18 protein-coding genes are annotated in these 21115 nt (G+C 69.9%); 8 read left to right on the top strand and 10 right to left on the bottom strand.

Annotated elements, in window-relative coordinates; translation table 11 throughout:
- On the bottom strand, positions 1-954 hold the full coding sequence (tal, locus tag FOF45_RS05795; RefSeq protein WP_158983035.1) for a transaldolase: 954 nt from the start codon (positions 952-954) through the stop codon (positions 1-3).
- Positions 955-1066: 112 nt separating this feature from the next.
- On the opposite strand from tal, the gene FOF45_RS05790 reads away from it, so the two are divergent.
- Genes FOF45_RS05790 through FOF45_RS05780 form a run of 3 tightly spaced genes read left to right on the top strand, consistent with a single transcriptional unit; the run spans position 1067 to position 5157 of the window.
- Complete coding sequence (locus FOF45_RS05790; protein ID WP_199244443.1) at positions 1067-1813, top strand: NYN domain-containing protein; 747 nt, start codon at positions 1067-1069, stop codon at positions 1811-1813.
- 51 nt (positions 1814-1864) lie between these two features.
- Positions 1865-2611: a protein-L-isoaspartate(D-aspartate) O-methyltransferase gene (locus tag FOF45_RS05785; RefSeq protein ID WP_158983034.1), complete on the top strand. Its 747-nt coding sequence runs from the start codon at positions 1865-1867 to the stop codon at positions 2609-2611.
- Positions 2611-5157, top strand: coding sequence for a class I SAM-dependent methyltransferase (locus FOF45_RS05780; RefSeq protein ID WP_158983033.1), 2547 nt, complete (start codon positions 2611-2613; stop codon positions 5155-5157). The genes FOF45_RS05785 and FOF45_RS05780 overlap by 1 nt, the downstream gene beginning before the upstream one ends.
- Here the strand turns inward: FOF45_RS05780 and FOF45_RS05775 are convergent.
- Entirely contained in the window at positions 5091-7286 is a 2196-nt protein-coding gene (locus tag FOF45_RS05775) for a primosomal protein N' (RefSeq protein ID WP_158983032.1), read from the bottom strand. The two genes, FOF45_RS05780 and FOF45_RS05775, sit on opposite strands and share 67 nt — an antisense overlap.
- Positions 7287-7729: 443 nt before the next feature.
- Here FOF45_RS05775 and FOF45_RS05770 point away from each other — a divergent pair, with 443 nt between their 5' ends.
- Together FOF45_RS05770 and FOF45_RS05765 are read left to right on the top strand one after the other, a co-directional pair.
- Positions 7730-8716 (top strand): RNA polymerase sigma factor sigma-70 region 4 domain-containing protein, encoded by a 987-nt coding sequence (locus tag FOF45_RS05770; protein ID WP_158983031.1) that lies wholly within the window; start codon positions 7730-7732, stop codon positions 8714-8716.
- The gene (locus tag FOF45_RS05765) at positions 8706-9335 is read left to right on the top strand and encodes a DUF3106 domain-containing protein (RefSeq protein WP_199244442.1); all 630 of its coding nucleotides are present in this window, start codon (positions 8706-8708) and stop codon (positions 9333-9335) included. The genes FOF45_RS05770 and FOF45_RS05765 overlap by 11 nt, the downstream gene beginning before the upstream one ends.
- Positions 9336-9503: 168 nt before the next feature.
- Here the strand turns inward: FOF45_RS05765 and FOF45_RS05760 are convergent, their stop codons facing one another.
- A complete protein-coding gene (locus tag FOF45_RS05760) occupies positions 9504-9845 on the bottom strand; it encodes a DUF4286 family protein (protein ID WP_158983030.1) in 342 nt (113 codons plus the stop codon).
- Positions 9846-9855: 10 nt separating this feature from the next.
- The gene (locus FOF45_RS18140; protein ID WP_199244441.1) at positions 9856-11361 is read right to left on the bottom strand and encodes a DUF3667 domain-containing protein; all 1506 of its coding nucleotides are present in this window, start codon (positions 11359-11361) and stop codon (positions 9856-9858) included.
- A 245-nt stretch (positions 11362-11606) separates the two neighbouring features.
- Between FOF45_RS18140 and FOF45_RS05750 the strand changes: the two genes are divergently transcribed.
- Positions 11607-12992: an MATE family efflux transporter gene (locus tag FOF45_RS05750; protein ID WP_158983029.1), complete on the top strand. Its 1386-nt coding sequence runs from the start codon at positions 11607-11609 to the stop codon at positions 12990-12992.
- Positions 12993-13089: 97 nt separating this feature from the next.
- A complete protein-coding gene (gene sppA / locus FOF45_RS05745) occupies positions 13090-14973 on the top strand; it encodes a signal peptide peptidase SppA (RefSeq protein ID WP_158983028.1) in 1884 nt (627 codons plus the stop codon).
- A gap of 76 nt (positions 14974-15049) precedes the next feature.
- On the opposite strand, the gene FOF45_RS05740 is transcribed toward sppA, so the two are convergent.
- Positions 15050-15277: a hypothetical protein gene (locus FOF45_RS05740; RefSeq protein ID WP_158983027.1), complete on the bottom strand. Its 228-nt coding sequence runs from the start codon at positions 15275-15277 to the stop codon at positions 15050-15052.
- A gap of 104 nt (positions 15278-15381) precedes the next feature.
- Here FOF45_RS05740 and FOF45_RS05735 point away from each other — a divergent pair, with 104 nt between their 5' ends.
- Positions 15382-16158 (top strand): SDR family oxidoreductase, encoded by a 777-nt coding sequence (locus tag FOF45_RS05735; protein WP_158983026.1) that lies wholly within the window; start codon positions 15382-15384, stop codon positions 16156-16158.
- Positions 16159-16396: 238 nt separating this feature from the next.
- Here FOF45_RS05735 and FOF45_RS05730 read toward each other — a convergent pair whose 3' ends face one another.
- From FOF45_RS05730 to tsaC, 5 genes are all read right to left on the bottom strand, one after another.
- Complete coding sequence (locus tag FOF45_RS05730; RefSeq protein ID WP_158983025.1) at positions 16397-18268, bottom strand: CocE/NonD family hydrolase; 1872 nt, start codon at positions 18266-18268, stop codon at positions 16397-16399.
- Positions 18269-18424: 156 nt separating this feature from the next.
- Positions 18425-19075 carry a DUF4124 domain-containing protein gene (locus FOF45_RS05725; RefSeq protein ID WP_233264060.1) on the bottom strand — a complete coding sequence of 217 codons (651 nt, stop codon included), beginning with the start codon at positions 19073-19075 and terminating at the stop codon, positions 18425-18427.
- Positions 19075-19788, bottom strand: a complete 714-nt coding sequence (locus FOF45_RS05720; RefSeq protein WP_158983024.1) for a DUF4124 domain-containing protein — start codon at positions 19786-19788, stop codon at positions 19075-19077. Before FOF45_RS05720 ends, FOF45_RS05725 begins: the two co-directional genes overlap by 1 nt.
- Positions 19789-19850: 62 nt before the next feature.
- Positions 19851-20462 (bottom strand): DUF1579 domain-containing protein, encoded by a 612-nt coding sequence (locus FOF45_RS05715; protein ID WP_158983023.1) that lies wholly within the window; start codon positions 20460-20462, stop codon positions 19851-19853.
- 85 nt (positions 20463-20547) lie between these two features.
- Positions 20548-21111, bottom strand: coding sequence for an L-threonylcarbamoyladenylate synthase type 1 TsaC (tsaC, locus tag FOF45_RS05710; RefSeq protein ID WP_158983022.1), 564 nt, complete (start codon positions 21109-21111; stop codon positions 20548-20550).
- Positions 21112-21115: the final 4 nt, after the last annotated feature.

Below are 21115 nucleotides of genomic sequence, written 5' to 3'. Positions count from 1 at the left end.
TCAGCCCGCCAGTCGCTGCGCCAGCATGGTCTCGAGCTTGCGCTGGTCGGCAGCGAAACGACGGATGCCGTCGGCGAGCTTGTCGGTCGCCATCGCGTCCTCGTTGTGTTCCCAGCGGAACGCCGATTCGGTCAGGCGCGGCAGTGCCGCGGCGCGCTCGCCACTGTCCGTCAGTGCGCGCGTGACGCCGCCTTCCTTCGCGGCGAGGTCGGCCAGCAGGTCCGGCGAGATCGTCAGGCGATCGCAGCCCGCCAGCGCCAGCACCTGTCCGGTGTTGCGGAAGCTCGCGCCCATGACGACCGTGTTGAAGCCGTGGCGCTTGTAGTGGTGCCAGATGCGCGTCACCGACTGCACGCCCGGATCGTCCTGCGGCGTGGCCGGCTTCTCGCCGCCGTTGGACATGTGCCAGTCGAGGATGCGGCCCACGAACGGCGAGATCAGGAACACGCCCGCTTCCGCGCAGGCCACGGCCTGGGCGAAGGAGAACAGCAGGGTCAGGTTGCAGTTGACGCCTTCGCGCTCGAGCTGCTCGCCGGCGCGGATGCCTTCCCACGTCGAGGCGATCTTGATCAGCAGCCGCTCGCGGCCGATGCCGACCTGCTCGTACAGCGCGACCAGCTTGCGCGCCTGCGCCAGCGTGGCCTGCGTGTCGAAGCTGTGGCGTGCGTCGACTTCGGTCGAGACGCGGCCCGGGATCAGCTTGAGGATTTCCACGCCCACCGTCACCGCGAGCAGGTCGGCGGCGTCCGCCACGCGCGCGGGCAGGTCGGTGCCGCGTGCCTGCGAGATCGCCGAGTCGATCAGCGGCGCATACGTCGGCAGCGAGGCCGCCTTGAGCAGCAGCGACGGATTGGTGGTGGCGTCGAGCGGATGGAAGCGGGCGATGGCGTCGATGTCGCCGGTGTCGGCGACGACCGCCGACAGGGTGCGGAGTTGTTCGAGCTGGCTGGTCATGGCGATAGGGGGTCGGGTTCGACCCCATTGTGGGGGATTGCGCCCGCGCCGTCATGCCCGTGTCCGTGATCGTGCGCTAGGCTCCGACGGCTGCCGGACAGGAGATCGCATCATGCCCGAACCCGAACGCCGCATCGCCCTGCTGATCGACGCCGACAACGCACCGCCGGGCAAGATCGACGTGATCCTCGCCGAGGTCGCCCGCCACGGCGTGGCCAACGTGCGCCGCGCCTACGGCAACTGGAAGAGCCCGCACCTGAAGGGCTGGGAAGCGACCCTGCACGAGTACGCCATCCGCCCGATCCAGCAGTTCGCCTACAGCAGCGGCAAGAACGCCTCCGACATGGCGATGGTGATCGACGCGATGGACCTGCTCTACGCGCGCAACCTGGACGGCTTCGCGATCGTCTCCAGCGACGCCGACTTCACCCCGCTGGTGATGCGTCTGCTCACCGACGGCGTGAAGGTCTATGGCTTCGGCGAAAAGAAGACGCCGCTGCCGTTCGTGAACGCGTGCTCGAAGTTCACCTACCTCGAAGCGCTGGTGCAGGCCAGCAGCGAAACGACGGCGCCGGTCGCGGCCAAGCCCGCCAGCGCGGGCGAACTCAAGGGCGATACGCGCCTGGTGCAGATGCTGCGCAGCGCGGTCGATTCGGCCGCAGGCGACGATGGCTGGGCGCACCTGGGCGCGGTCGGGCACCAGATCAGCAACCAGGCGTCGTTCGACTCGCGCAATTACGGCTACCGCAAGCTCAGTGACCTGATCGAGGCCAGCGGGCTGTTCGAAGTGAAGCGCGACGAACAGATCGTGTGGGTGCGCTTCAAGCCGCGCCGCGCTCGCGCCGCGACGAAGAAATGAGGCCGCGACCCTTGCCGGGGCGCTAACGCCGCCGGTCCTAGACTCGCCGCCATGTCCGGCGAGGTCGCCATCGCCAGGGGACGGGTCCGAGCGGCGATCCTGCTGACGCTGCTGCCGGGCGGCTTCGCATTCGGCCAGCCAGCCGATCCTTACCTTGCGCAGCGCCGTGCGCTGATTGCCGAACTGCAGGCCGAAGCACGCGCGGACGCAGGTTCGGCCGCACGCATCGAACGGACCGCGCTCGACCTGCTCGCGCGCGTGCCGCGCCACGAGTACGTGCCCGCCTCGGAGCGCGACGATGCCTACGAGAATCGCCCGCTCGCCATCGGCTACGGACAGACCATCTCGCAGCCCTACATCGTCGCGTTGATGACATCGCTGGCGGCGCCGAAGAAAGGGCTGAAGATCCTCGAAGTCGGTACAGGTTCGGGGTACCAGGCGGCAGTGCTCGCCGAGTCCGGTGCGCAGGTGTACTCGATCGAGATCATCGCGCCGCTCGCGGCGCAGGCCGCGCAACGACTCAAGCGCTATCCCAACGTTGGCACGCGCACCGGCGACGGCTACTACGGCTGGAAGGAACACGCCCCGTTCGACGCCATCGTCGTCACCGCGGCCGCGTCCTCGATCCCGCCGCCACTGCTGGAACAGCTGTGCCCCGGCGGGCGCATGGTGATCCCGGTCGGCAGCAGCTTCTTCACCCAGACACTGTTGCTGGTGCACAAGGACCCGCAGGGACGTGTGCGCACGCGCCAGGTCCTGCCGGTGCGCTTCGTGCCACTGACGGGCGGACCGGGCTGATGGCCGCGACCACGCCCGCCGCCGTGCACGCTACCGCAGCGAACGTCGAGCGCGACGCAGTGCGTCCGCTGCGTCTGGCGCTGGCGATCGCACTCGTCTCCGCGGGTGCGCTGGCGTATCAGCTGCTGCTGATGCGCTGGCTCGCGATCGCGCACTGGCATCCGTTCGCGGTGATGATCATCAGCCTCGCACTGCTGGGACACGGCGCCAGCGGTACGTGGCTGAGCTTGTGGCTGCGTCGCCACGGAAGCGCGACGCTGGCGGCGAACTTCGAGCGGATCTTCGTGGCCTGCGCGCTGATGTTCGCGGCGTCGGCGATCCTCGCGCCTATCGCCGCACGCGTGATTCCGTTCAACGGACTGGAGCTGGTGTGGAATCCGCGCCAGCTGATGTGGCTCAGCGCGCTGTACCTCTTGCTGTCGGTCCCGTTCTTCTTCGCCGCCGCATGCTTCGGTCTGGCCTTCGCGAGGCATGGTGGGCGCATTCCGATGCTGTACGGCGCGGATCTCGCAGGCGCGGGCGTTGGCGCGTTGGCGGCGCTCGCGATGGCGTGGCTGCCGGTGCAGCGGGGGCTGCTGCTCGCCGCCGCGTGCGGCGTGCTCGCGGTGCTGCCGTTGGCGACGCGCGCGTCGGCGCGATGGTCGGGCGTGCTTGCGCTGGTGTCGGTACTCGCGTTGTGGCCGACCCAGCTGATGGCGCCACGGACGAACGAGTTCAAGGATCTGTCGAAGACGCTGCTGCTGCCGCAGGCGCGGGTGATCGCCGAGCAGTCCGGTCCCTACGGCTGGCTCGCGGTCGTCGCAAGTCCGCGCGTGCCGCTGCGCCATGCGCCGGGGCTGAGCCTGTCGTACACCGATGAACCGCCCGAACAGCTCGCCGTCTACACCGACGGCGACGCACCGACGGTGATCGCCCGCGAGGACGGAAGCGCGCAATGGCGCTGGCTGGAGGCGAGTACGTCCGCGTTGCCGTATCGCCTGCGCGTGCCCGACTCGGTGCTCGTGCTCGGCGCGGGCGGTGGCGTGGAAGTGCTGCAGGCGTTGAGCCTGGGCGCACGCCGGGTGGATGCGGTGGAGCTGTCGTCGCAACGCATGCAATGGGTGCGCGACACGTACGCGAGGTATGCGGGTGACCTGTTCCGTGATCGCCGCGTGCGCGTGATCGTCGCCGAGCCACGCGCCTTCGTTCGCGCCAGCCCGCAGCGCTACGACCTGATCGTGCTCGCTGGTGGCGAATCCTTCGCCAGCGGTGGTGCCGGCGTGCAGTCGGCGAGCGAGCAGTACGCGCTCACGGTCGAGGCGATGCGCGAGTACCTGTCACGACTCACGCCGGACGGTGCGATCGTCGCCACGCGCTGGAGCAAGCAGCCGCCGCGCGACGAACTCAAGCTGTTCGCCACCGCCGTGCGTGCGCTGCGCGAGGACGGCGTCCTGGATCCCGCACGGCAACTCGCCGCGATCCGAAACTGGGATGCGAGCACGTGGCTGATCGCGCGCGCGCCGCTGACGCCGCACGCGGTGACGTCGCTGCAACGCTTCTCGGATGCACAGGGTTTCGACGTGGTGCAGGCGCCGGGCGCGCGTGCGGCACACGAACGTTTCCACCAGCTCGATCCGCCGTACCTGTTCGACGGCGTGCGCGCACTGCTGTCGCCGGAATCGCGCCGCTACCTGCGCGACTACCGCTTCGACATCGCGCCGACCACCGATGATCGCCCGTACTTCGGCCACTTCTTCCGCTGGCGCAGCTTGCCGGAATTGCTGCGGTTGCGCGCGCAGGGCAGTGCGGTGCTGCTGGACTCGGGCTACCTGCTGCTGGTCGCGGCATTGCTGCAAGCGGTTCCGCTGGCGCTTCTGCTGGTGCTGATGCCGCTGCGTGCGCTGCCGCGCGCAGACGAAGCAGGTGCGATACCCGGAACTCGGCTACGCGCGGGCTTGTACTTCCTCGCACTTGGTCTCGCATTCCTGCTGATCGAAATCGCGATGCTGTCGCGCCTGACCTGGGTGACCGGGCATCCGCTGCTCGCTGCGAATGTCGGACTCGCAGCGACACTGCTTTTCGCGGGCCTCGGCAGCCTGCAGGCGCAACGTTGGCTCACGCGCGACGGCGGCGGCGACGCGCGCATTGCGCGGCGCATCGTCTGGTCGACGCGGCTGATAGTGTTCGGGCTGCTGTGGCAGTTCGTCGTGTTCACGCTGGTGTACACCTACGCGTCTGCGTGGCCGGTGGGACTGCGCGTTCTGCTGGGGCTGTGCGGTCTCGCGCCGCTGGCATTCGCGATGGGCATGCCGTTCCCGCTCGGCCTGGCGCGGCTGGCGCGCAGCGCGCCGGCGTTCGTGCCGTGGGCGTGGGGCCTCAACGGTTGTGCATCGGTGATCGCGGCGATCCTCGCGCTGCTGCTTGCGATCGCCATCGGCCTGCGCGCGACGTTGCTGCTTGCGCTGGCGCTGTACCTGTTCGCCGCGTGGGTGTGGCCGGCTCAGTACAGGTCGACGGGATCCACGTCCAGCGACCAGCGCACGCGGCGCGCTTCGGGCGCGGCGTAGATCGCGGGCAGCGCGGCGTCGAGCGCAGCGTGCAGGCTGCGCCGGTCCGCGCCGGACAGCAGCAGTTGCATGCGCTGGAAGCCGGCGCGGCGCGGCATCGGCGCGGGCAGCGGTCCGTGAACGTCTAGCGGCGCACCGGTGTCGCGCAAGGCGTCGCGCGCGCTGCGCAGGAAGGCGTCGCAGGCGTCGACCTGCTGCGCTTCGGCGCGCAGCATCGCCATGTGCGCGAACGGCGGGAAGCCCGCCATTTCGCGCTGTTCCAGTTCGCTGTCGGCGAACGCGTGGTAACCGCCCGCGATCAGCGTCGCCAGCAGCGGATGCCCGGGATGGTGCGTTTGCAGCAGCACTTCGCCCGCGCGCTGTGCGCGGCCGGCACGGCCGGCGACCTGGATCAGCAGCTGCGCCAGCTTCTCCGGCGCGCGGAAATCCGCGGAAAACAGGCCCTCGTCCACGCCGACCACCGCGACCAGCGTCAGGTTGGGCAGGTCGTGGCCCTTGGCGAGCATCTGCGTGCCGACGAGGATGCCGCGCTGCGTGCCGAACGCCGCGAGGTGTTGTTCGAGCGCGTCGCGCCGCTGCGTGGTGCCGCGGTCGATGCGCAGCACCGGGACGTCGGGAAAGCGCGCGGCGAGGACTTCCTCGATGCGCTCGGTGCCCGCGCCCTGTGGTTGCAACGCGAGGCCGCCGCAGTCGGGACAGGCATCCGGTACAGGCCGGCGCGCGCCGCAATGGTGGCATTGCAGGCGTCGACCGCCGCCGTGCACGGTCATCGGCGCGTCGCAGCGCTGGCATTGCGCGCTCCAGCCGCAGTCGTGGCACAGCAGCACCGGCGCGTAGCCGCGACGGTTCTTGAATACCAGCACCTGGCCGTCGGCATCGAGCGCACGGGCGACCGCATCGAACAGTTCCGGCGACAGGCCGGCTTCGAGCGGGCGCTTGCGCACGTCGCAGATGCGCACGCTCGGTGGCTGCGCCTGGCCCGCGCGCTGTTGCAGGCGCAGGTGCGTGTAGCGCCCGGTCAGCGCGTTGCGCAGCGATTCCAGCGAGGGCGTCGCGCTGCCGAGCAGCACCGGCACGCCCAGCGCCTTGCCGCGCACGAGGGCGAAGTCGCGCGCGTGGTAACGGATGCCGTCGAGTTGTTTGAAGCTGCCGTCGTGCTCCTCGTCGACGACGATCAGTCCGGCCTCCGGCAGCGGCAGGAACACCGCCGAGCGCGTGCCCACGACCACGCGCGCCTCGCCGCGCGCGAACGCGGTCCATGTGCGCGCGCGTTCGCCGTCGCTCAGCCCGGAATGCAGCGCATGCACCGGCACGCCCAGACGCGCGCGGAAGCGCGCCAGCGTCTGCGGGGTCAGGCCGATCTCCGGCACCAGCACCAGCGCTTGTTTGCCGCGCGCCAGGCAGTCGGCGATGGCGTGCAGGTAGACCTCGGTCTTGCCGCTGCCGGTGACGCCGTCGAGCAGCAGCGCGGCGAAGCCGTCGCGGGCGGCGTGGATCGCGTCCACCGCGACCTGCTGTTCGGCGTTCAGGGCAGGGCCGGGCTGCGCACGCGGCGCAAGGGTGAGGGCCGGCACGGCGATGCGCTCGGCCAGGCCGCGCTTGGCGAGGGCACGGGCGGCGCTACGCCAGTCGTCGAGCTCGTCGTCGAGGCGGTCCTCATCACAGGGGCCGTCATGCAGGCGATCGGCCAGACGGCGCGGCTTGCCGGCGCGCAGGCGCTCCCGTGCGGTCTTGCCGGCCTCGGTCAGCTGCCAGGCCCAGGCGTGGGTGTCCGGCAGAGGCTCGCCGCGGCGGAGCGGGGCGGGCAGGGCGGTCGCCAGGACTTCCCCGAGCGGCGCGTGGGTATAGCGGGCCAGCCAATGCAGGGACTCGAGCAGTTCGCCCTGGAACAGCGGCTCGGGGTCGAGCCGGGCCAGCGCGCTGCGCAGCTCCGTGCCGCCCTCGGGTGCGCCGACCTCGGCGACCACGCCGATGAGCTCGCGCGACCCGAACGGCACCCGCACCCGGCTGCCGACATCGCCGGCGACCGCTGTCTCACCGTCCGGTGGCCGGTAGTCGAACAGCCGCGGCAGCGGCACCGGCAGGGCCAGCCGCCAGACCGGCGGCGGGGACGAGGAGGGGTCGGGCATCGGCGCAGTCTACCGTCCGGCCGGCAGCGAACGTGCCAGGGAAACTTGCCGTCGATAGCTTTGGGGTTTGTGACAAAAGTCACGCAAGTTGCGGATGGCAAAGCAAAAACGTCCTTATCCACATCGCTTGTGGATAAATCTGTGCATGGCGTGTCGGCAGAACAGCGCGATCACGCAGAAACAAGCCTTCGGCACAGGTTGGTGAAAAAAGTGCCAACGCTGATATTTGCTTCAGAATCAATGAGTTGACTGTGAAACATGGTTGTCACTCGGTCACGCCCTCCATTCAGGCGGGGCTGCGTGACGGTCCCGTTACTGCTGTGCACAACCGCTTTTTCGGTGCAGCCCGCGCCACGCTTGACGGAGCGGCTGCGCGCGCCTTGTCAAGCGGTTTTGCAGAGCGAAGGCATCGCTATGATGCGGCGTATGGTGATGCAGTCGCGATGAGCGTTTCCCCCCCTTCCGTCCGTCCCGCGCCGCCTGCGCTGTCGGCCTTCCTTCGTGGTGTCGAACGACGCGGCGCGGTGCTGGCCGAGCTGCAGGCCGGCGATGACCGGGCCGGCGACGCCGCGCTGGTCGCCGCCATGCGCGAGTTCCGCGAAGCGGCCGAATCCACCCCGATGGCCGCCTGGCCGGAGCGCTTCTGGAGCGGGCTGCTGGCCCAGCCGCAGCTGCGCCAGCGCACCGAGGTGGCGATCCCCATCGAAGCGACCGACCGCCTCGGCGAGCTCGGCGGCGGTCCGCGCGCGGCGCTGCTCCTGCGGGTCGCGGCGGGGCTGTCGGACGACGAGGCGGCGCAGGTGCTCGGCGTGCCGCTGGCGAGCTACCGGCTGGCCCTGCAGCGCGCCCTGCCGCACCACGAGGACGGCCGCGCCGATCCGGTCGCCTGGCAGCAGCTGCGCGAACAGATCCACCGCCGCATCAAGACCCTTCCGCCCGACCGCCTGGTCCGGCTGAGCAACGCGCGCGAAGCGGTCCTGCGTGGCGGCGGGACGGCCGCGCCGGCGCCCGCACAGGCTGCGCCGGCCCGCTCCCGCCCGCGCTGGCTGATGCCGCTGCTGTGGGTGCTGCTGGCGGCGTGCGCGATCGGGCTGGCCGCGACGTTCTGGCCGTGGGGCTCGTCGGAGGGGTTCTCGGTCGCGCATCGGGTCCGCGTCGAGCCGCTGCCTGCCGAGGACGCGCCCGCCGCGCGCTACGACGAGCAACTGGCGCTGGTCGCGCATCGCGATTTCGAACTCATCGCCGATCCGGAAGGCGCGGCGCAGGCGCGCGACCTCGCGTTTGAGAGCTGGTTCGCCGCGCAGCAGGCGGCGGGCGTCACCCAGCCGACGCCGCCTGCGGACCAGCCGGTGCAGGACACGGTGGCGCCGACGCCGATCGCATCCGAAACCGGTCCCGAGACCGGGGCGGAGACCGCCGATGTGCCGTGATGTCTTGCGCCGCATGACGCTGCTGGCGCTGCTGTGCGCGACCGGCGCCGTCGCCGCGCCGGCCGGACTGGCCGAGCTGCTGGAACGCCTGCCGCCCGTCGCGCAGTCGCAGCTGCGCCGCAACGCCGAACGCTGGCAGGGATGGAACGCCACCGGCCAGGCCGACTTCCGTGCACGTGTCGCGCAGTGGGATGCGCTGCCGCGTGCGCAACGCGATGCGACGCGCGAGGGTTATCTCGCCTGGCGCGCGCTGCCCGCCGCCGAACAGGTGCAGGTGCAGGCCGCGGCCGCACAGTTCGCCGCGCTACCACCCGACGTGCAGAACGCCTGGCGCGCGCAGTTCGATGCGCTGGATCGCAGCGAACGCCGCGGCTGGCTGCTCGGTCCCGCGCTCGGCGCCGACTACGCGCTGCTGCAACCGCTGTTGGCACAGGTGCCCGAGGCCGAGCACGCGAAGTTGCTGGCGACGCTGCGTGCGATGACGCCGCAGCAGCGACGCGAACTCGGCGTGCTCGCACAGCGCACGCCGCCGACCGGCCGCGAAGCGCTGCGACGCGAACTGCTCGCTGTCAGTCCGGTCGATCGCGCCGACTGGCTCTGGAACCGGCTTCAGCACTAGCCGCAGAGCCGTTGCGTCACGGCGTCGCGAACCCGACAGGTCCGTAGCCCGGGTAAGGCCGCAGGCCGCACCCGGGGCTTCGACACGACTGGATCCCGGGTGCGCTGCGCTTACCCGGGCTACACATGACGGTGGCCCGTCGGGCGGGTCGCGGGTCGACGGCAGCGCTTAGCGCACGCCGACGTCCGACACCACGCGCATCACCCGTCGCTGCGCCAGGAACCGCCCGCCGAACCGCGCCTGGCCTTCGGCGCGCATGCGCGGTGCGTGTTCGCGCAGGTAGTCGTCGAGCACGGCCGCGTCGCGCAGCGTGTAATGCACGCACAAGCCGACGCGGCCCTCGGCGGCGGCCGGATCGATCACCTCCGACACGCGCCCATCGATGAAGCCCGGCAACGCGAGGATCTCGCGCACGTGCGCGTCGAGCCACGCGCGGTACGCATCGGCGATCGACGCATCCAGGTCGAGGCTGACCTCGTACACCACGCGCGCGTCGTCGCCCGTGCTCATATCGGCTCCGTCACATCCGCACGATGCTGGCCAGCGCGAGGAACGCCGCGGCGAAGCCCAGCAGCATGAAGTACAGGTTGCCGATCACCAGGTAACGCACCGTGGTCAGCAGCCAGCCGTTGCGGTAGACGCGCTTCTGCATCAGCCACAGATACACCGGCAGCCACAGCCACAGCAGGGTTTCCAGCGTGCCGGCGATCCAGCCGAACGCGGACCAGTGCGGCGTGATCGCGCCGTCCAGCCCGATCAGCAGGAAGAGCGTGAGTATCGCCAGGCACATGTAGGCATGGCTGTAGAGCGCCACGACCAGGTGTTCCAGGTACAGCCGGCCCGAACCGAGGTACGCGATCTTCAGCAGCAGCGCGAACACCGGCACCAGCAGGAACAGCGCCGACGGCACCGCGCCGAGCAGCGCGCGCACGTACAGGCTCGGGTCCTTCTGCGCACGCGAGAGGTTCTCCTTGCCGTGCGCGATCTGCTTGTTGACCCAGCGGTTGAAGAACGACGGCGCCCACGAGAACGTCAGCGGATTGGTTTCCTCGTCCCACGGCTCCTCGCTGCCGAACAGCGTCAGGCGGCCGTCGCAGTCGATATCGCCGTAGATGCGCGAGTCCTCGGTCGCCTTGCGGTGGCGGCCGCCTTCGGTCGCGGTGGCGACGGCGATCTGCAGCTGCGCGGCGCGGCAGCCCGCGGCCTGGTTGGTCTCGCGGATCTCGCCGAGCTGGCGCGTGCGCGCCGCGGCCTGCGCCTGTGGGATCGCGACCAGCTTCGCCTGCTGCTCTTTCAGGCGCACGTCGCGCAGACGTTCGAGGTCGGCCAGGCTGGTGGCCTTCTCCATGCTCGGGATCGCACGCGTTTCCGCGTCCTTGTGTTCGAACTCCGCACGCGCTTCCTGCTGGCGCTCGAGCACCTGCGCCGCGGTCAGGCCGCCTTCGATGCGCAGCACGTCGACGCGACGGTCGGCGGCGAGGTTGACGTCGTTCGCGGCCACGTCGATCGCCTTGCGCGCGTGCGGCAGCACGGCGGGAATCGCGTCGCGCGCCTCGGCCAGATCGTCCAGCTCGCGGCGGCGCAGCTTCTCGACCTGCGCGATGGTGTCGGCCTCGGCGAAGCGCTTGCTCTCCTTGGCCGAACCCTGCGGCTTGCTCGACACGCCCTGTTCCAGCTCGACCATTGGCTTGGCCGCGCTGTCGCTGTCGACGTGGATCACCAGCTGCGCGACGAAGAACGTCAGCACGCTCAGCACCACGAACAGGCGCAGCGGCGCGACGTAGCGCGCGCGCTGGCCGGCGAGGTAGTTGACCGCCACGCGACCCGGCGACAGCAGGTCGCGCAGGGTGCGGAAGATGCGTCCGTCGAGATGCCAGAAGGCCTCGAACACTTCCTCCACCGCGTGCGCGGTGTCGCGGATCGGATTGACCACCGATTGCCCGCAGTCCTGGCAGTAGTGGCCCTGCAGCGGGGCGCCGCAGTTTTCGCAATGCGTGGGAACGGCATGTCCAGCGGATGTGCTCACGGTCCTGCAACCTCTCCCCGGGTGGCCGCGGCAGAGCGCCGCGGCAGCGGCAATCCCGCGTGTGCGGCGATGCCGGATGGAACTTCGATGGATGCCGACCGTCGCGGCGCGACAGGGCGGACGGCGAAAGCGGCAAACCGGCTGTTCATGCCGGGTCAGTAAGATAGCCGTCCGCCGCGACCCGGCGCCAGCGCCCGACAATGGATGCGGTCGCGCGGCCGCAGTCGTGCGTCTGGTTGCATCCGATGTCGCTTCCCCCGATTCCCGCTCCCGCCCCGGGCCGCTCCGGCCTGCTGGGCGAAGTCCGCACCACCGCCCTGCTCGCCGCGCCGCTGGTCGGTGGCCATGTCTCGACCGGCCTGATCGGCTTCGTCGACAACGTGCTGGCGGGCCACCACAGCACCACCACGCTGGCCTCGGTCACCATCGGCACCGCGCTGTGGTGGCTGCCGATGATGGTGCCGATCGGCACGCTGCTGTCGGTGCCGCCGTCGGTGTCGCAGCTCGATGGCGCGGGCCGTCGCGGCGACATCGGTTCGCTGTTCCGCCAGGCCCTGTGGCTGGCGGCGGGACTGGGCGTGCTGCTGTTCGCATTCCTCACCTTCATCCCGCATGCGCTGTTGCCGATGGGCATCGCGCCGGAGATCGTCCCCGGCGCGACCGCGTTCCTGCACGGCATCCGTTGGGGCGTGATGGCGCTGACGCTGTTCTTCTGCATGCGCTACCTCAGCGAGGGCCTGCACTGGACGCTGCCGACGCTGCTGCTCAGCGCGGGCGGGCTGCTGATCCTGCTGCCGATCGGTTACACGCTGACGTTCGGCAAGTTCGGCTTCCCGGAGATGGGCGCGGGCGGGCTCGGCTTCGCCTCGGCGATCATGCTGTGGGCGCAGGCGATCGGGTTCTACATCGTGCTCAAGCGTTCGCGCCGGTTCGCCGACCTGAAGCTGTTCGAACGCTTCGACCTGCCGCACTGGCCGACCATCCGCGGCCTGCTCGCGACCGGCCTGCCGATCGGCGTGACCGTGCTGATGGAGGGCGGCCTGTTCATCACCACCGCGCTGCTGATGGGCCGGCTGGGCGAGATCCCGGCCGCCGCGCACCAGATCGCGATCAACCTGGCGGCACTGTGCTTCATGGTGCCGATGGGCTTGGCCGAGGCGACCACGGTGCGCGTCGGCCATGCGCTCGGACGCGGCGATTTCCACGGCGTGCGCCGCGCGGCCAAGGCTGGCTACGCGATCGTGCTGGGTACGCAGTTGCTGTCGGGCATCGTCCTGCTGGCCGGCAACGACCTGCTGGTGAGTTTCTACACGCGCGACGCGGCGGTCGCGACGCTGGCCGCGTCGTTGCTGCTGTACGCAGCGGCGTTCCAGTTCCCGGATGGCGTGCAGGTGCTGTCGGCCGGCGCGCTGCGCGGACTGAAGGACACGCGCGTGCCGATGGTGCTGGCGGCCGTGGCCTACTGGGGCGTCGGCATGCCGCTGGGGGCCGGGTTGGGCCTGGGTCTGGGCTGGGGTCCGAAGGGCATGTGGGTCGGCCTGATCGCCGGCCTGACCTTCGCCGCGGTCCTGCTGTGCATGCGTTTCGTGCGTTCCAGCCACCCGGACCGGCTGATGATGCGCGGACCCTGAGAATTCCTCACGTGGACAGAAACAGGTGCGTGTTACGAATGGCGGGTGATTCCGCAGCCGTCAGCGTTTAGGCTGGAAGCCTGAGCCTGGAGTCCCTATGAACGACACACCGCGTCGTGGACCCATCGCCCGCTTCTTCGTCGGGCTGTGGGATGCGATGAACTTCACCCGCAGGCTGATCCTCAACCTGCTGTTCTTCTTCCTGCTGTTCGTGTTCCTGATGATCCTGGGCGCCGGTCCGCGCACCGCGCCGATCCTGGACCGCACCACGCTGGTCATCGCGCCGGAAGGCAACCTCGTCGAGCAGTACAGCAGCGATCCGCTGACGCGCGCGCTGGGCAAGGCGCTGGGCGAACGTGGCGGCGAAGTGCAGCTGCGCGACCTGCTGCGCGCACTGGACGCGGCTGCACGCGACGAGCGCATCGAACGCGTCGTGCTGGACCTGGACAAGTTCGAAGGCGGCGGCATGGCCTCGCTGCGCGAAGTCGCCGAGGCGGTCGCGCGCGTGAAGGCGGCCGGCAAGCAGGTCGTCGCGTTCGGCGAGGCGATGGACCAGAAGCAGTACCTGCTCGCCGCGCAGGCGAACGAGGTCTACCTCGACCCGATGGGCAGCATGCTGCTCGAGGGCCTGGGCCGTTACCGCACCTATTACCGCCAGGGCCTGCAGGACAAGCTCGGCGTCGACGTGCACCTGTTCAAGGTCGGCGAGTACAAGTCGGCGGCCGAGCCGTACGTGCTCGACGCGGCGTCGCCGGAGGCGAAGGAAGCCGACCTGTTCTGGATGAACGACGTGTGGCAGCGCTACCTGGGCGATGTGGCGAAGGCGCGCAAGCTCGACGCCGCCGCGCTGGCCAAGGGCATCGACGAGATGCCGGCCGGCATCGAGGGCGCGCAGGGCGACCTCGCCCGGTTCGCGCTGCAGAACAAGCTGGTCGATGGCCTGAAGACGCGCGAGGAAGTGGACGACCTGCTGCTCAAGCGCGGCGTCGCCGACGAGGATGCCGAGGGCGGATTCCGCCAGGCGTCGCTCGACGAATACCTCGCCCACCTCGACAACGGCCTGCGTGCGGTCGATCCGCGTCCGCAGGTGGCGGTGATCGTGGCCGAGGGCGAAATCCGCGGCGGCGAGCAGCCGCCGGGCACGGTCGGCGGCGAATCGACCGCGGCCCTGCTGCGCGAGGCGCGCGAGGACGAGAACGTCCAGGCCGTGGTGCTGCGCGTGGATTCGCCGGGCGGCGAAGTGTTCGCGTCCGAGCAGATCCGCCGCGAAATCGTCGGCCTGAAGAAGGCCGGCAAGCCGGTGTCGGTGTCGATGGGCGACCTCGCCGCGTCGGGCGGTTATTGGATCTCGATGGACGCCGACCGCATCTACGCCGATCCGTCCACCATCACCGGTTCGATCGGCATCTTCGGCCTGATTCCGACGATCCCGCGCGCGCTCGACAAGATCGGCGTGCACAGCGACGGCGTCGGGACGACGCGCTTCGCCGGTGCGTTCGACATCACCCGTCCGTTGCAGCCGGAAGTGGGGCAGGTCATCCAGTCGGTTATCGACAAGGGTTACCGCGACTTCACCGGTCGCGTCGCCACCGCGCGCAACAAGCCCGTCGAACAGGTCGACGAGATCGCGCGCGGTCGCGTGTGGTCCGGCGCGCAGGCGAAGGAACGCGGCCTGGTCGACGAACTCGGCGGCATGCAGCAGGCGGTCGAATTCGTCGCCGCGCGCGCCAAGCTGGGCAAGCGCGGCGACTACCAGGTGCGCTACATCGAGAAGCAGGCCACGCCGTTCGAGCGCTTCTTCACCGGCATGGTGGAAAGCCGCATCGGTGCGTCGTGGGTGCAGCACTCCGACGTCGCGCGCGGGCTGTTGGCGAAGGCTTCGCCGCAGGCCGCGGCGGACCTGCGCTTCATCGAAGGCACGATCACGCCGACCCGCGGCGTGCCGGTGAAGACGCTGGCCTACTGCTTCTGCGGGCTGTAAGCCCGGGCGGAATCAGCGAAGGTCACACGACGACGCCCGGCTCGCGCCGGGCGTTTTCGTTGGTGCCGCCGGAACATCAGTTGCCGGACTCGGCCGCCTCGATCGCGTCCCGCTGCGCCTGGGCCGCATCCTCGATCTGTTCCCCTGCCTTCTTCGCGCGGTCGATCGGCTGCTGGATCGCGTCGCGCAGCTCCGTCGCCTGCGGTTCGACCGGCCGCTCCTTCTCGGGTGGCTTGGGGGCGGAGCAGCCCGCCAGCAGGATCAGGACCAGCATCGGCATCACACAGCGCAGCATTCGCGACATTCCAGGCATCCTCGGCGGGTCCGGCGGCTATGCTAGCGCGGCCGACGCGCGCGGCGACACGACCCTGTGCCCTGCATCACGGATGCATTCGACGGAGAGCTGCGATGGATCCCAAGCGTTGGCGGCTGGACGGTCAGCTGGCCCTGGTCACCGGCGGCAGCGCCGGCATCGGCCGCGCGATCGCACGCGAGCTGCTCGGCTTCGGTGCCGACGTATTGCTGGCCGCGCGCGACGTGGCCGCGCTCGACGCGGCGAGGACCGAGCTGCTGGAGGACTTCCCCGACCGCGAGGTGCAGGGCTTCGTCGCCGACGTCGCCGATGACGAACAGCGCCGCGAACTGCTCGACTGGGTGGAGGATTTCGGCGAAGGCCTGCACATCCTCGTCAACAACGCCGGCGGCAACGTGAGCAAGCCGTCGACCGACTACACCGAGGACGAGTGGCGGCAGGTGTTCGAAGTGAACCTGTTCTCGGCGTTCGAACTCTCGCGTTACGCGCATCCGCTGCTCACCCGCCATGCCGCGTCGAGCATCGTCAACGTCGGCAGCGTGTCGGGCATGACCCACGTGCGCACCGGCGCGCCGTACGGCATGAGCAAGGCGGCGATGCACCAGATGACGCGCAACCTCGCGGTCGAATGGGCCGAGGACGGCATCCGCGTGAACGCGGTCGCGCCGTGGTACATCCGCACGCGCCGCACGTCGGACAAGCTGGCCGATCCGGATTACCTCGACGAAGTGCTGCTGCGCACGCCGCTGGGCCGAATCGGCGAGCCGGAGGAAGTCGCCGCGGCAGTGGCGTTCCTGTGCCTGCCCGCATCGGGCTACATCACCGGCGAATGCATCGCGGTGGACGGCGGATTCCTGCGCTACGGATTCTGACTGCGTATGCCGGCGCATCGCGCGCGGCGAACAGCCAACAAGAAGCCGCCGAGCGGTGCTGAATCGCTCGGCGGCCATAGCAGACGTAACGCCTGCTGTACTGCCATTGAGGATCGTGCGGAGCCCGAAGCTCGGATCACCCCTCAAGGCAGGGTTGGAGCGTAGCGCGCGCCACGATACGAGTCGGTGAAGGCGTCGCGCCTCGTGCGTGATGCGGTCGTAACACGCGACGAATCCTTCAGCGCTTGGCTGCGAACGGATGCGCTTCCGGCACCGGCGTTTCCAGCACTGGAAGCTCGACGAAACTCAACGCGTCGCCGCCGTGGAAGATGCGGTTCAGTGCCTGCGCCGGAACGCTTTCGTCGTAGTTGCGTCCGCCCGTGTTGAGGTTGCGTTCGAGTCGCGGGAAGCTGCTGCTGGTGATGTCCAGTCGCAGGCGATGCCCGCGCGGCACAAGGTAGGCGATCGAACGCATGGGTACGTCGAGCACGTAACGCTTGCCCGGCGTCATCAGCGCGGGACGCTCCACGCCATCGCGATATCGCGCACGCAAGGCGCCTTCCTGGATGCTGGTGGCGCGACCGTCGGGCCATACGTGCACCAGGCGCGCGACGAAATCCGTATCGGGTGCCGACGACGACACGACGAGTTGTGCGCGTAGCGGTCCGGCGATGCGCAGCGGTGCGGCCAGCGGCGCCGTGGTGTAGGTGAGCACGTCGTCGCGCGCTTCGATCTCGCGCTGGTCGGCGGGACCGGAAACCTGTTTCGGATCGCCCGTGCAGCACAACGGGCCGCCGCGCGACGGCACGGGCTTGAGCGGGTCGTAGAGGTATTCGTCGGAACGCGTATCGCGCGAGGCTTGCAGCGACAGCACGCCATCGCTGTCGCGTCCGTGCGCGCGGCCGCGACTGCCGAGGTACCAAGCCTGCATCTGCGCTTCGGCTGGTGGCCACTGCGTGGCGGTGAGCCAGCGTTGTTCGTTGAGCACGAAGAACGTGTACGGCGGCAGCTTAGCCAGTCCGTCGCCGCGCCCGCGCAGCCAATGATCGAACCACGCGAGGTACCACTGCCGGTAGGGACGGTCGGCGTTGTACACGGGCAGTTCGCCGAAGCGACCCATGCCGTTGACGAGTTCGTGTTCGCAATGGTTGCCGGGCGCGATCACCACGTGCTGGTTCGTCGCGGCGTCGGGCGAATGCCGGCGCACCGATTCGCTGATCGCGAGCGTGCCGGACAGGCTCGGATCGCCCCAGGTGTCGATCACCAGCGACGGTACGCGCGGACGATCGCCCTCGGCGATGTAGTCGAGATCGCGCCAGCGCGGATCGCCGAGCGAGGTCTGCAGGAAATCCTGGTAGGCGTTCGCGCCGGGGCGCACGCGCTGGACGACATCCAGCACTGGCAGCGTCGGTAGCGCCGGTGCCATGTCCAATGATTCCGGCCAGGCGCCGTGGTACGCCTTCATGCCGTGCTTCGAAAACCACCCCGCCGCGCTGGCGAGCTGGAACACGCCACCTTCGAACGCGCCGAAGTAGCCCGCATGCCCCGACACATCGCCGGCCGCGCCGCCAGCGGCCATCGGGATCATCGCCGCGTGCGCGGGATGGTTGGCGCGCGCCAGTGCGTACTGCAGTTCACCCAGTGCGGAACAGCCGATGGTGCCGACCTTTCCGTTCGACCAGGGCTGGTGGACGATCCAGTCGAGCGTGGCAACGCCGTCGCCGGTCGCGTGGCGCCACGGCACGAAGTCGTCGCCCTGCGATTCGAACTTGCCGCGCACGTCCTGCACCAGCACGGCGTAGCCGTTGCGCGCGAAGAACATCCCTTCGCCCAGCGCCTCGCCGTAGCGGCGACGGTCGTAGGGCAGGCGCACGTAGACGGTCGGCAGCGCACCCTGGTTGCCGCGCGGGCGATACAGCGTGCCCGCCAGCTCCGTGCCGTCGGGCATCGCGATGCGGACGTCGTTGTCGATGCGAACGCCGAACGCGAGCGCGCGCAGCGGCTGCTGCCAGTGCGCAGGGATTCGTTCGCGCAACACCCATGCGGCGAGCGCGAGCAACGCCACGACGAGCACGATCCACCAGGCCAGCGCGGGGCGCAGTGCGGACAAGTCCATCTCCAAAGGTCGTTCCCTGAAGCGCCGGTGTGGATGGGCGGCGTGCAGGGCAACGACGCCGCCGGACATGCGGAGCGCCTGTATCGGATCCCGCCCCTTGGCTGGAACGTGCGCCGCGACGCTGAACGGCCAGCGCGCGGGCTCAGGCGGTCAGCGTGGGCAGGTGCTTTCGTCCAGCACCTGCCGGCTGCGTTCGGCGTCCGCGGCAGCCTGCGCGCGCTTGTCGAGATCGCCGAACTGGGCGGTCGACTGCGCGTCGCGCAGGCGTTGCTGCCACGCATCGCAAAGGCGTGACTCGATCACGGGCTGGCAGCGGTCCTCGACCATCTGGCAGGCGAGGCCGCCCGCGTTCGCACCGGTGCCATCCAGTCCGGTCACCTGCAACGGCGCGCAGCGCGGCGGTGGCTGCGCGTTCTCACCGAAGTAGCGTTCCTTGTCCCAGGTCGTGCACTGGAAAAGTGCCGGAGGCGTTTGGCGCGGCGCTTCGACGACGGGTTCGGGTTCCGGCTCCGGCGCGGGCGCCGGTTCCGCGGGCAGTGCGACGGGCGCGGGTACGGCCACCGGCGGTGTGGCGGCCACGGGCATGATCGGCGGCGCGGATGGCGCAGGCGTGTCCAGCACGCGCTTCTGCTGGCGCGTACCTTTGGGGCAGGGCGTGCCGTTCTGCAGCGTGACCGCGCCGCTGGCATCGGTGCAGCGATAGATCACGATCTGCGCGGCGGCGGTCGGGATCGATACGACGCTTGCCATCGACAGCGCGAACCACAGCGCACGCATCCGTGCGCGATGCACGAACCGCATCAGCTGTCCCCGCAGTCGCGGTTGAGGCGCGCGTCGATGCCGCGCTGTTCCTCGTCGATCTGGTGGCGTTCGCTCTGCAGCGCGCTGTTGTAGCGGCGATCGAGCGTCCAGCGGCGATCGCGCAGGCGCGAGCACACTTCTTCCTGCGGCAATGCATGACACTCGTCGTAGATCCACGTGCCGGCGCCGTAACTGACGGGGAATTCAGGGTGCTGCGGCGGTGGTCGCGGCGAGGGACTGTCGCCGACGCGCACGTCGTAGCGACCGTCGCCACCGTTGAAGCTGCCACCGGCGCGTGCATAGAAGCCGCTGTCCTCGCGTACGCCGCGCGGTACCACGACCGGATAACCCAGGGTCCACAGCGGCACCCAGCGCGGATTGCCCTGGCCGGTATCGCTCAGGTACTGGTTGCCGTCGGGCGTGGTGCATTCGTACATCGGCTGCGCGGGCGCCATCACGACGTAGCGCGTCGGTGGCGCATCGGACGCAGCGGCCGCCGGTGCCGCCTTCGCCGGCTTGGCGCGACTGGGTGGTGCGTCCTTCGGTCGCTGCATTTCGCGTGTCTGCTGCGTCTCGCCCTTGCGGCAAGGTGTGTCGCGCAGCGTGAGCTTGCCGTCGGCGGCGGTGCAGCGGTAGATCGTGATCTCCGCACGCGCGACGTGGCCGGCCAGCAACAGCGGCAGGGCGGCGAGCAGGGCGAGGCGGCGGATCATGCGCGCATCTTGCGCCGCCGCCGGCGCGGACGGAAGCGCCGGGGCGGAATGCCATCGCATACTCACTTGGCCCGCGTGTATTCGATCTTCATGGTCTGCGCTTCCTTGCCGCCGCGGGTTTCGTACATATCGAAGACGTGGTGGTCGTTGTCGACGATGCGCACCACCTGACGCACCGGGATCTTCGCGCCGCCCGATGCCGGATCGGCCATCTCGCCAGTGAAGGTGTAGCTGTGCGTGGCCGGGTTGTAATCGCCGTGCGAGACGAACAGGCCGGTCGAACCGCTGTCCATCCAGCTGCTGTAGTACTTGCCGGTGACGTTGTCGTAGCCGGTGTAGCCCAGGCCATCGAACGGCTGGCCCATCCACTGGCCGTGGTAATCCATGCGCACATGGCGGCCACCCAGGACCAGCGTGTTGGTGGCCGAGCCGCTCTGCACCATCGGCGGCGTCTTCGGATCCATCCACATCGTCTGTTTCGTGGTCCAGTTGCCGACCATCGCGGCCAGCTGTTTGTGCTGTTCGCCCGGCTTACCCGCGTTCTCCCACGCCTGCATCATCGCCTGCTGTTCGGCGGTGAGCTGCGGCGGCTTGGCCGTCTTGGGTTCCTTCGCCGCCAGCGGCAGCGCGACCAGCAAGGCCAGCGCGCACAGCGGCACGTGCAAAGTGTTCATGGGGTCCTCCCGGTGACGCGGCGTTGCCGATCAACGCCGGCGCGGCGACGCTACGACCGCCCGCGTTAAGGCCGCGTGCCTGCGCTCAGGCGCGGATCTGCGCGCCCGTGCGGGCGTCGCGGATCGCGGTCGGCGAGGCCAGGCCGCCGGTCTCGCCCGCGAGCACGCCATCGGCCTGCGCCAGCACGCGCGGGTCCAGCGCGTCGCGCGCGAACGCCGGCGGTTCGCCGGCGAGGTTGGCGCTGGTCGACACCAGCGGGCCGCCGAAGGCCTCGCATAGCGCGACCACGTCCGGATGCGCGCTCACGCGTACCGCGACGCCGTCGTGCGCGCCGGTGATCCAGCGCGGCACGCGTGCCGTGGTCGGGACGATCCAGGTGTTGGGGCCGGGCCAGCTCGACTGCACGGCGTCGCGCTGCGCGATGGTGAGGGCGTCCCAGTCGAGCAGTCCGTCGAACTGCGCGCGCGCCGCGGCGATCAGGATCACACCCTTGTCGACGGGACGCTGCTTGATCGCCAGCAGGCGCATCACCGCGGCCTCATCGAACGGATCGCAGCCGATCCCCCAGACCGCCTCGGTCGGATAGACGACGATGCCGCCGCGGCGGAGCGCGGCGGCGGCATCGGATGGGGCGAGCGGCGCGGGCACGACG

This window comes from Lysobacter panacisoli (genome assembly GCF_009765165.1).
Taxonomy (GTDB): Bacteria; Pseudomonadota; Gammaproteobacteria; order Xanthomonadales; family Xanthomonadaceae; genus Lysobacter_J; species Lysobacter_J panacisoli.
The sequence above is the reverse complement of the archived record's forward strand: the minus strand, read 5'-3'. Positions and strand labels throughout refer to the sequence as shown.

Coding starts and splice junctions, on each gene's coding strand:
- sppA (WP_158983028.1), top strand. CDS start 13,090: ATGAACGACACACCGCGTCGTGGACCCATCGCCCGCTTCTTCGTCGGG.
- FOF45_RS05760 (WP_158983030.1), bottom strand. CDS start 9,845: ATGAGCACGGGCGACGACGCGCGCGTGGTGTACGAGGTCAGCCTCGAC.
- FOF45_RS05750 (WP_158983029.1), top strand. CDS start 11,607: ATGTCGCTTCCCCCGATTCCCGCTCCCGCCCCGGGCCGCTCCGGCCTG.
- FOF45_RS05720 (WP_158983024.1), bottom strand. CDS start 19,788: ATGATCCGCCGCCTCGCCCTGCTCGCCGCCCTGCCGCTGTTGCTGGCC.
- FOF45_RS05770 (WP_158983031.1), top strand. CDS start 7,730: ATGAGCGTTTCCCCCCCTTCCGTCCGTCCCGCGCCGCCTGCGCTGTCG.
- FOF45_RS05790 (WP_199244443.1), top strand. CDS start 1,067: ATGCCCGAACCCGAACGCCGCATCGCCCTGCTGATCGACGCCGACAAC.
- FOF45_RS05725 (WP_233264060.1), bottom strand. CDS start 19,075: ATGCGGTTCGTGCATCGCGCACGGATGCGTGCGCTGTGGTTCGCGCTG.
- FOF45_RS05775 (WP_158983032.1), bottom strand. CDS start 7,286: ATGCCCGACCCCTCCTCGTCCCCGCCGCCGGTCTGGCGGCTGGCCCTG.
- FOF45_RS05780 (WP_158983033.1), top strand. CDS start 2,611: ATGGCCGCGACCACGCCCGCCGCCGTGCACGCTACCGCAGCGAACGTC.
- tal (WP_158983035.1), bottom strand. CDS start 954: ATGACCAGCCAGCTCGAACAACTCCGCACCCTGTCGGCGGTCGTCGCC.
- FOF45_RS05735 (WP_158983026.1), top strand. CDS start 15,382: ATGGATCCCAAGCGTTGGCGGCTGGACGGTCAGCTGGCCCTGGTCACC.
- FOF45_RS05785 (WP_158983034.1), top strand. CDS start 1,865: ATGTCCGGCGAGGTCGCCATCGCCAGGGGACGGGTCCGAGCGGCGATC.
- FOF45_RS05715 (WP_158983023.1), bottom strand. CDS start 20,462: ATGAACACTTTGCACGTGCCGCTGTGCGCGCTGGCCTTGCTGGTCGCG.
- FOF45_RS05740 (WP_158983027.1), bottom strand. CDS start 15,277: ATGTCGCGAATGCTGCGCTGTGTGATGCCGATGCTGGTCCTGATCCTG.
- FOF45_RS05765 (WP_199244442.1), top strand. CDS start 8,706: ATGTGCCGTGATGTCTTGCGCCGCATGACGCTGCTGGCGCTGCTGTGC.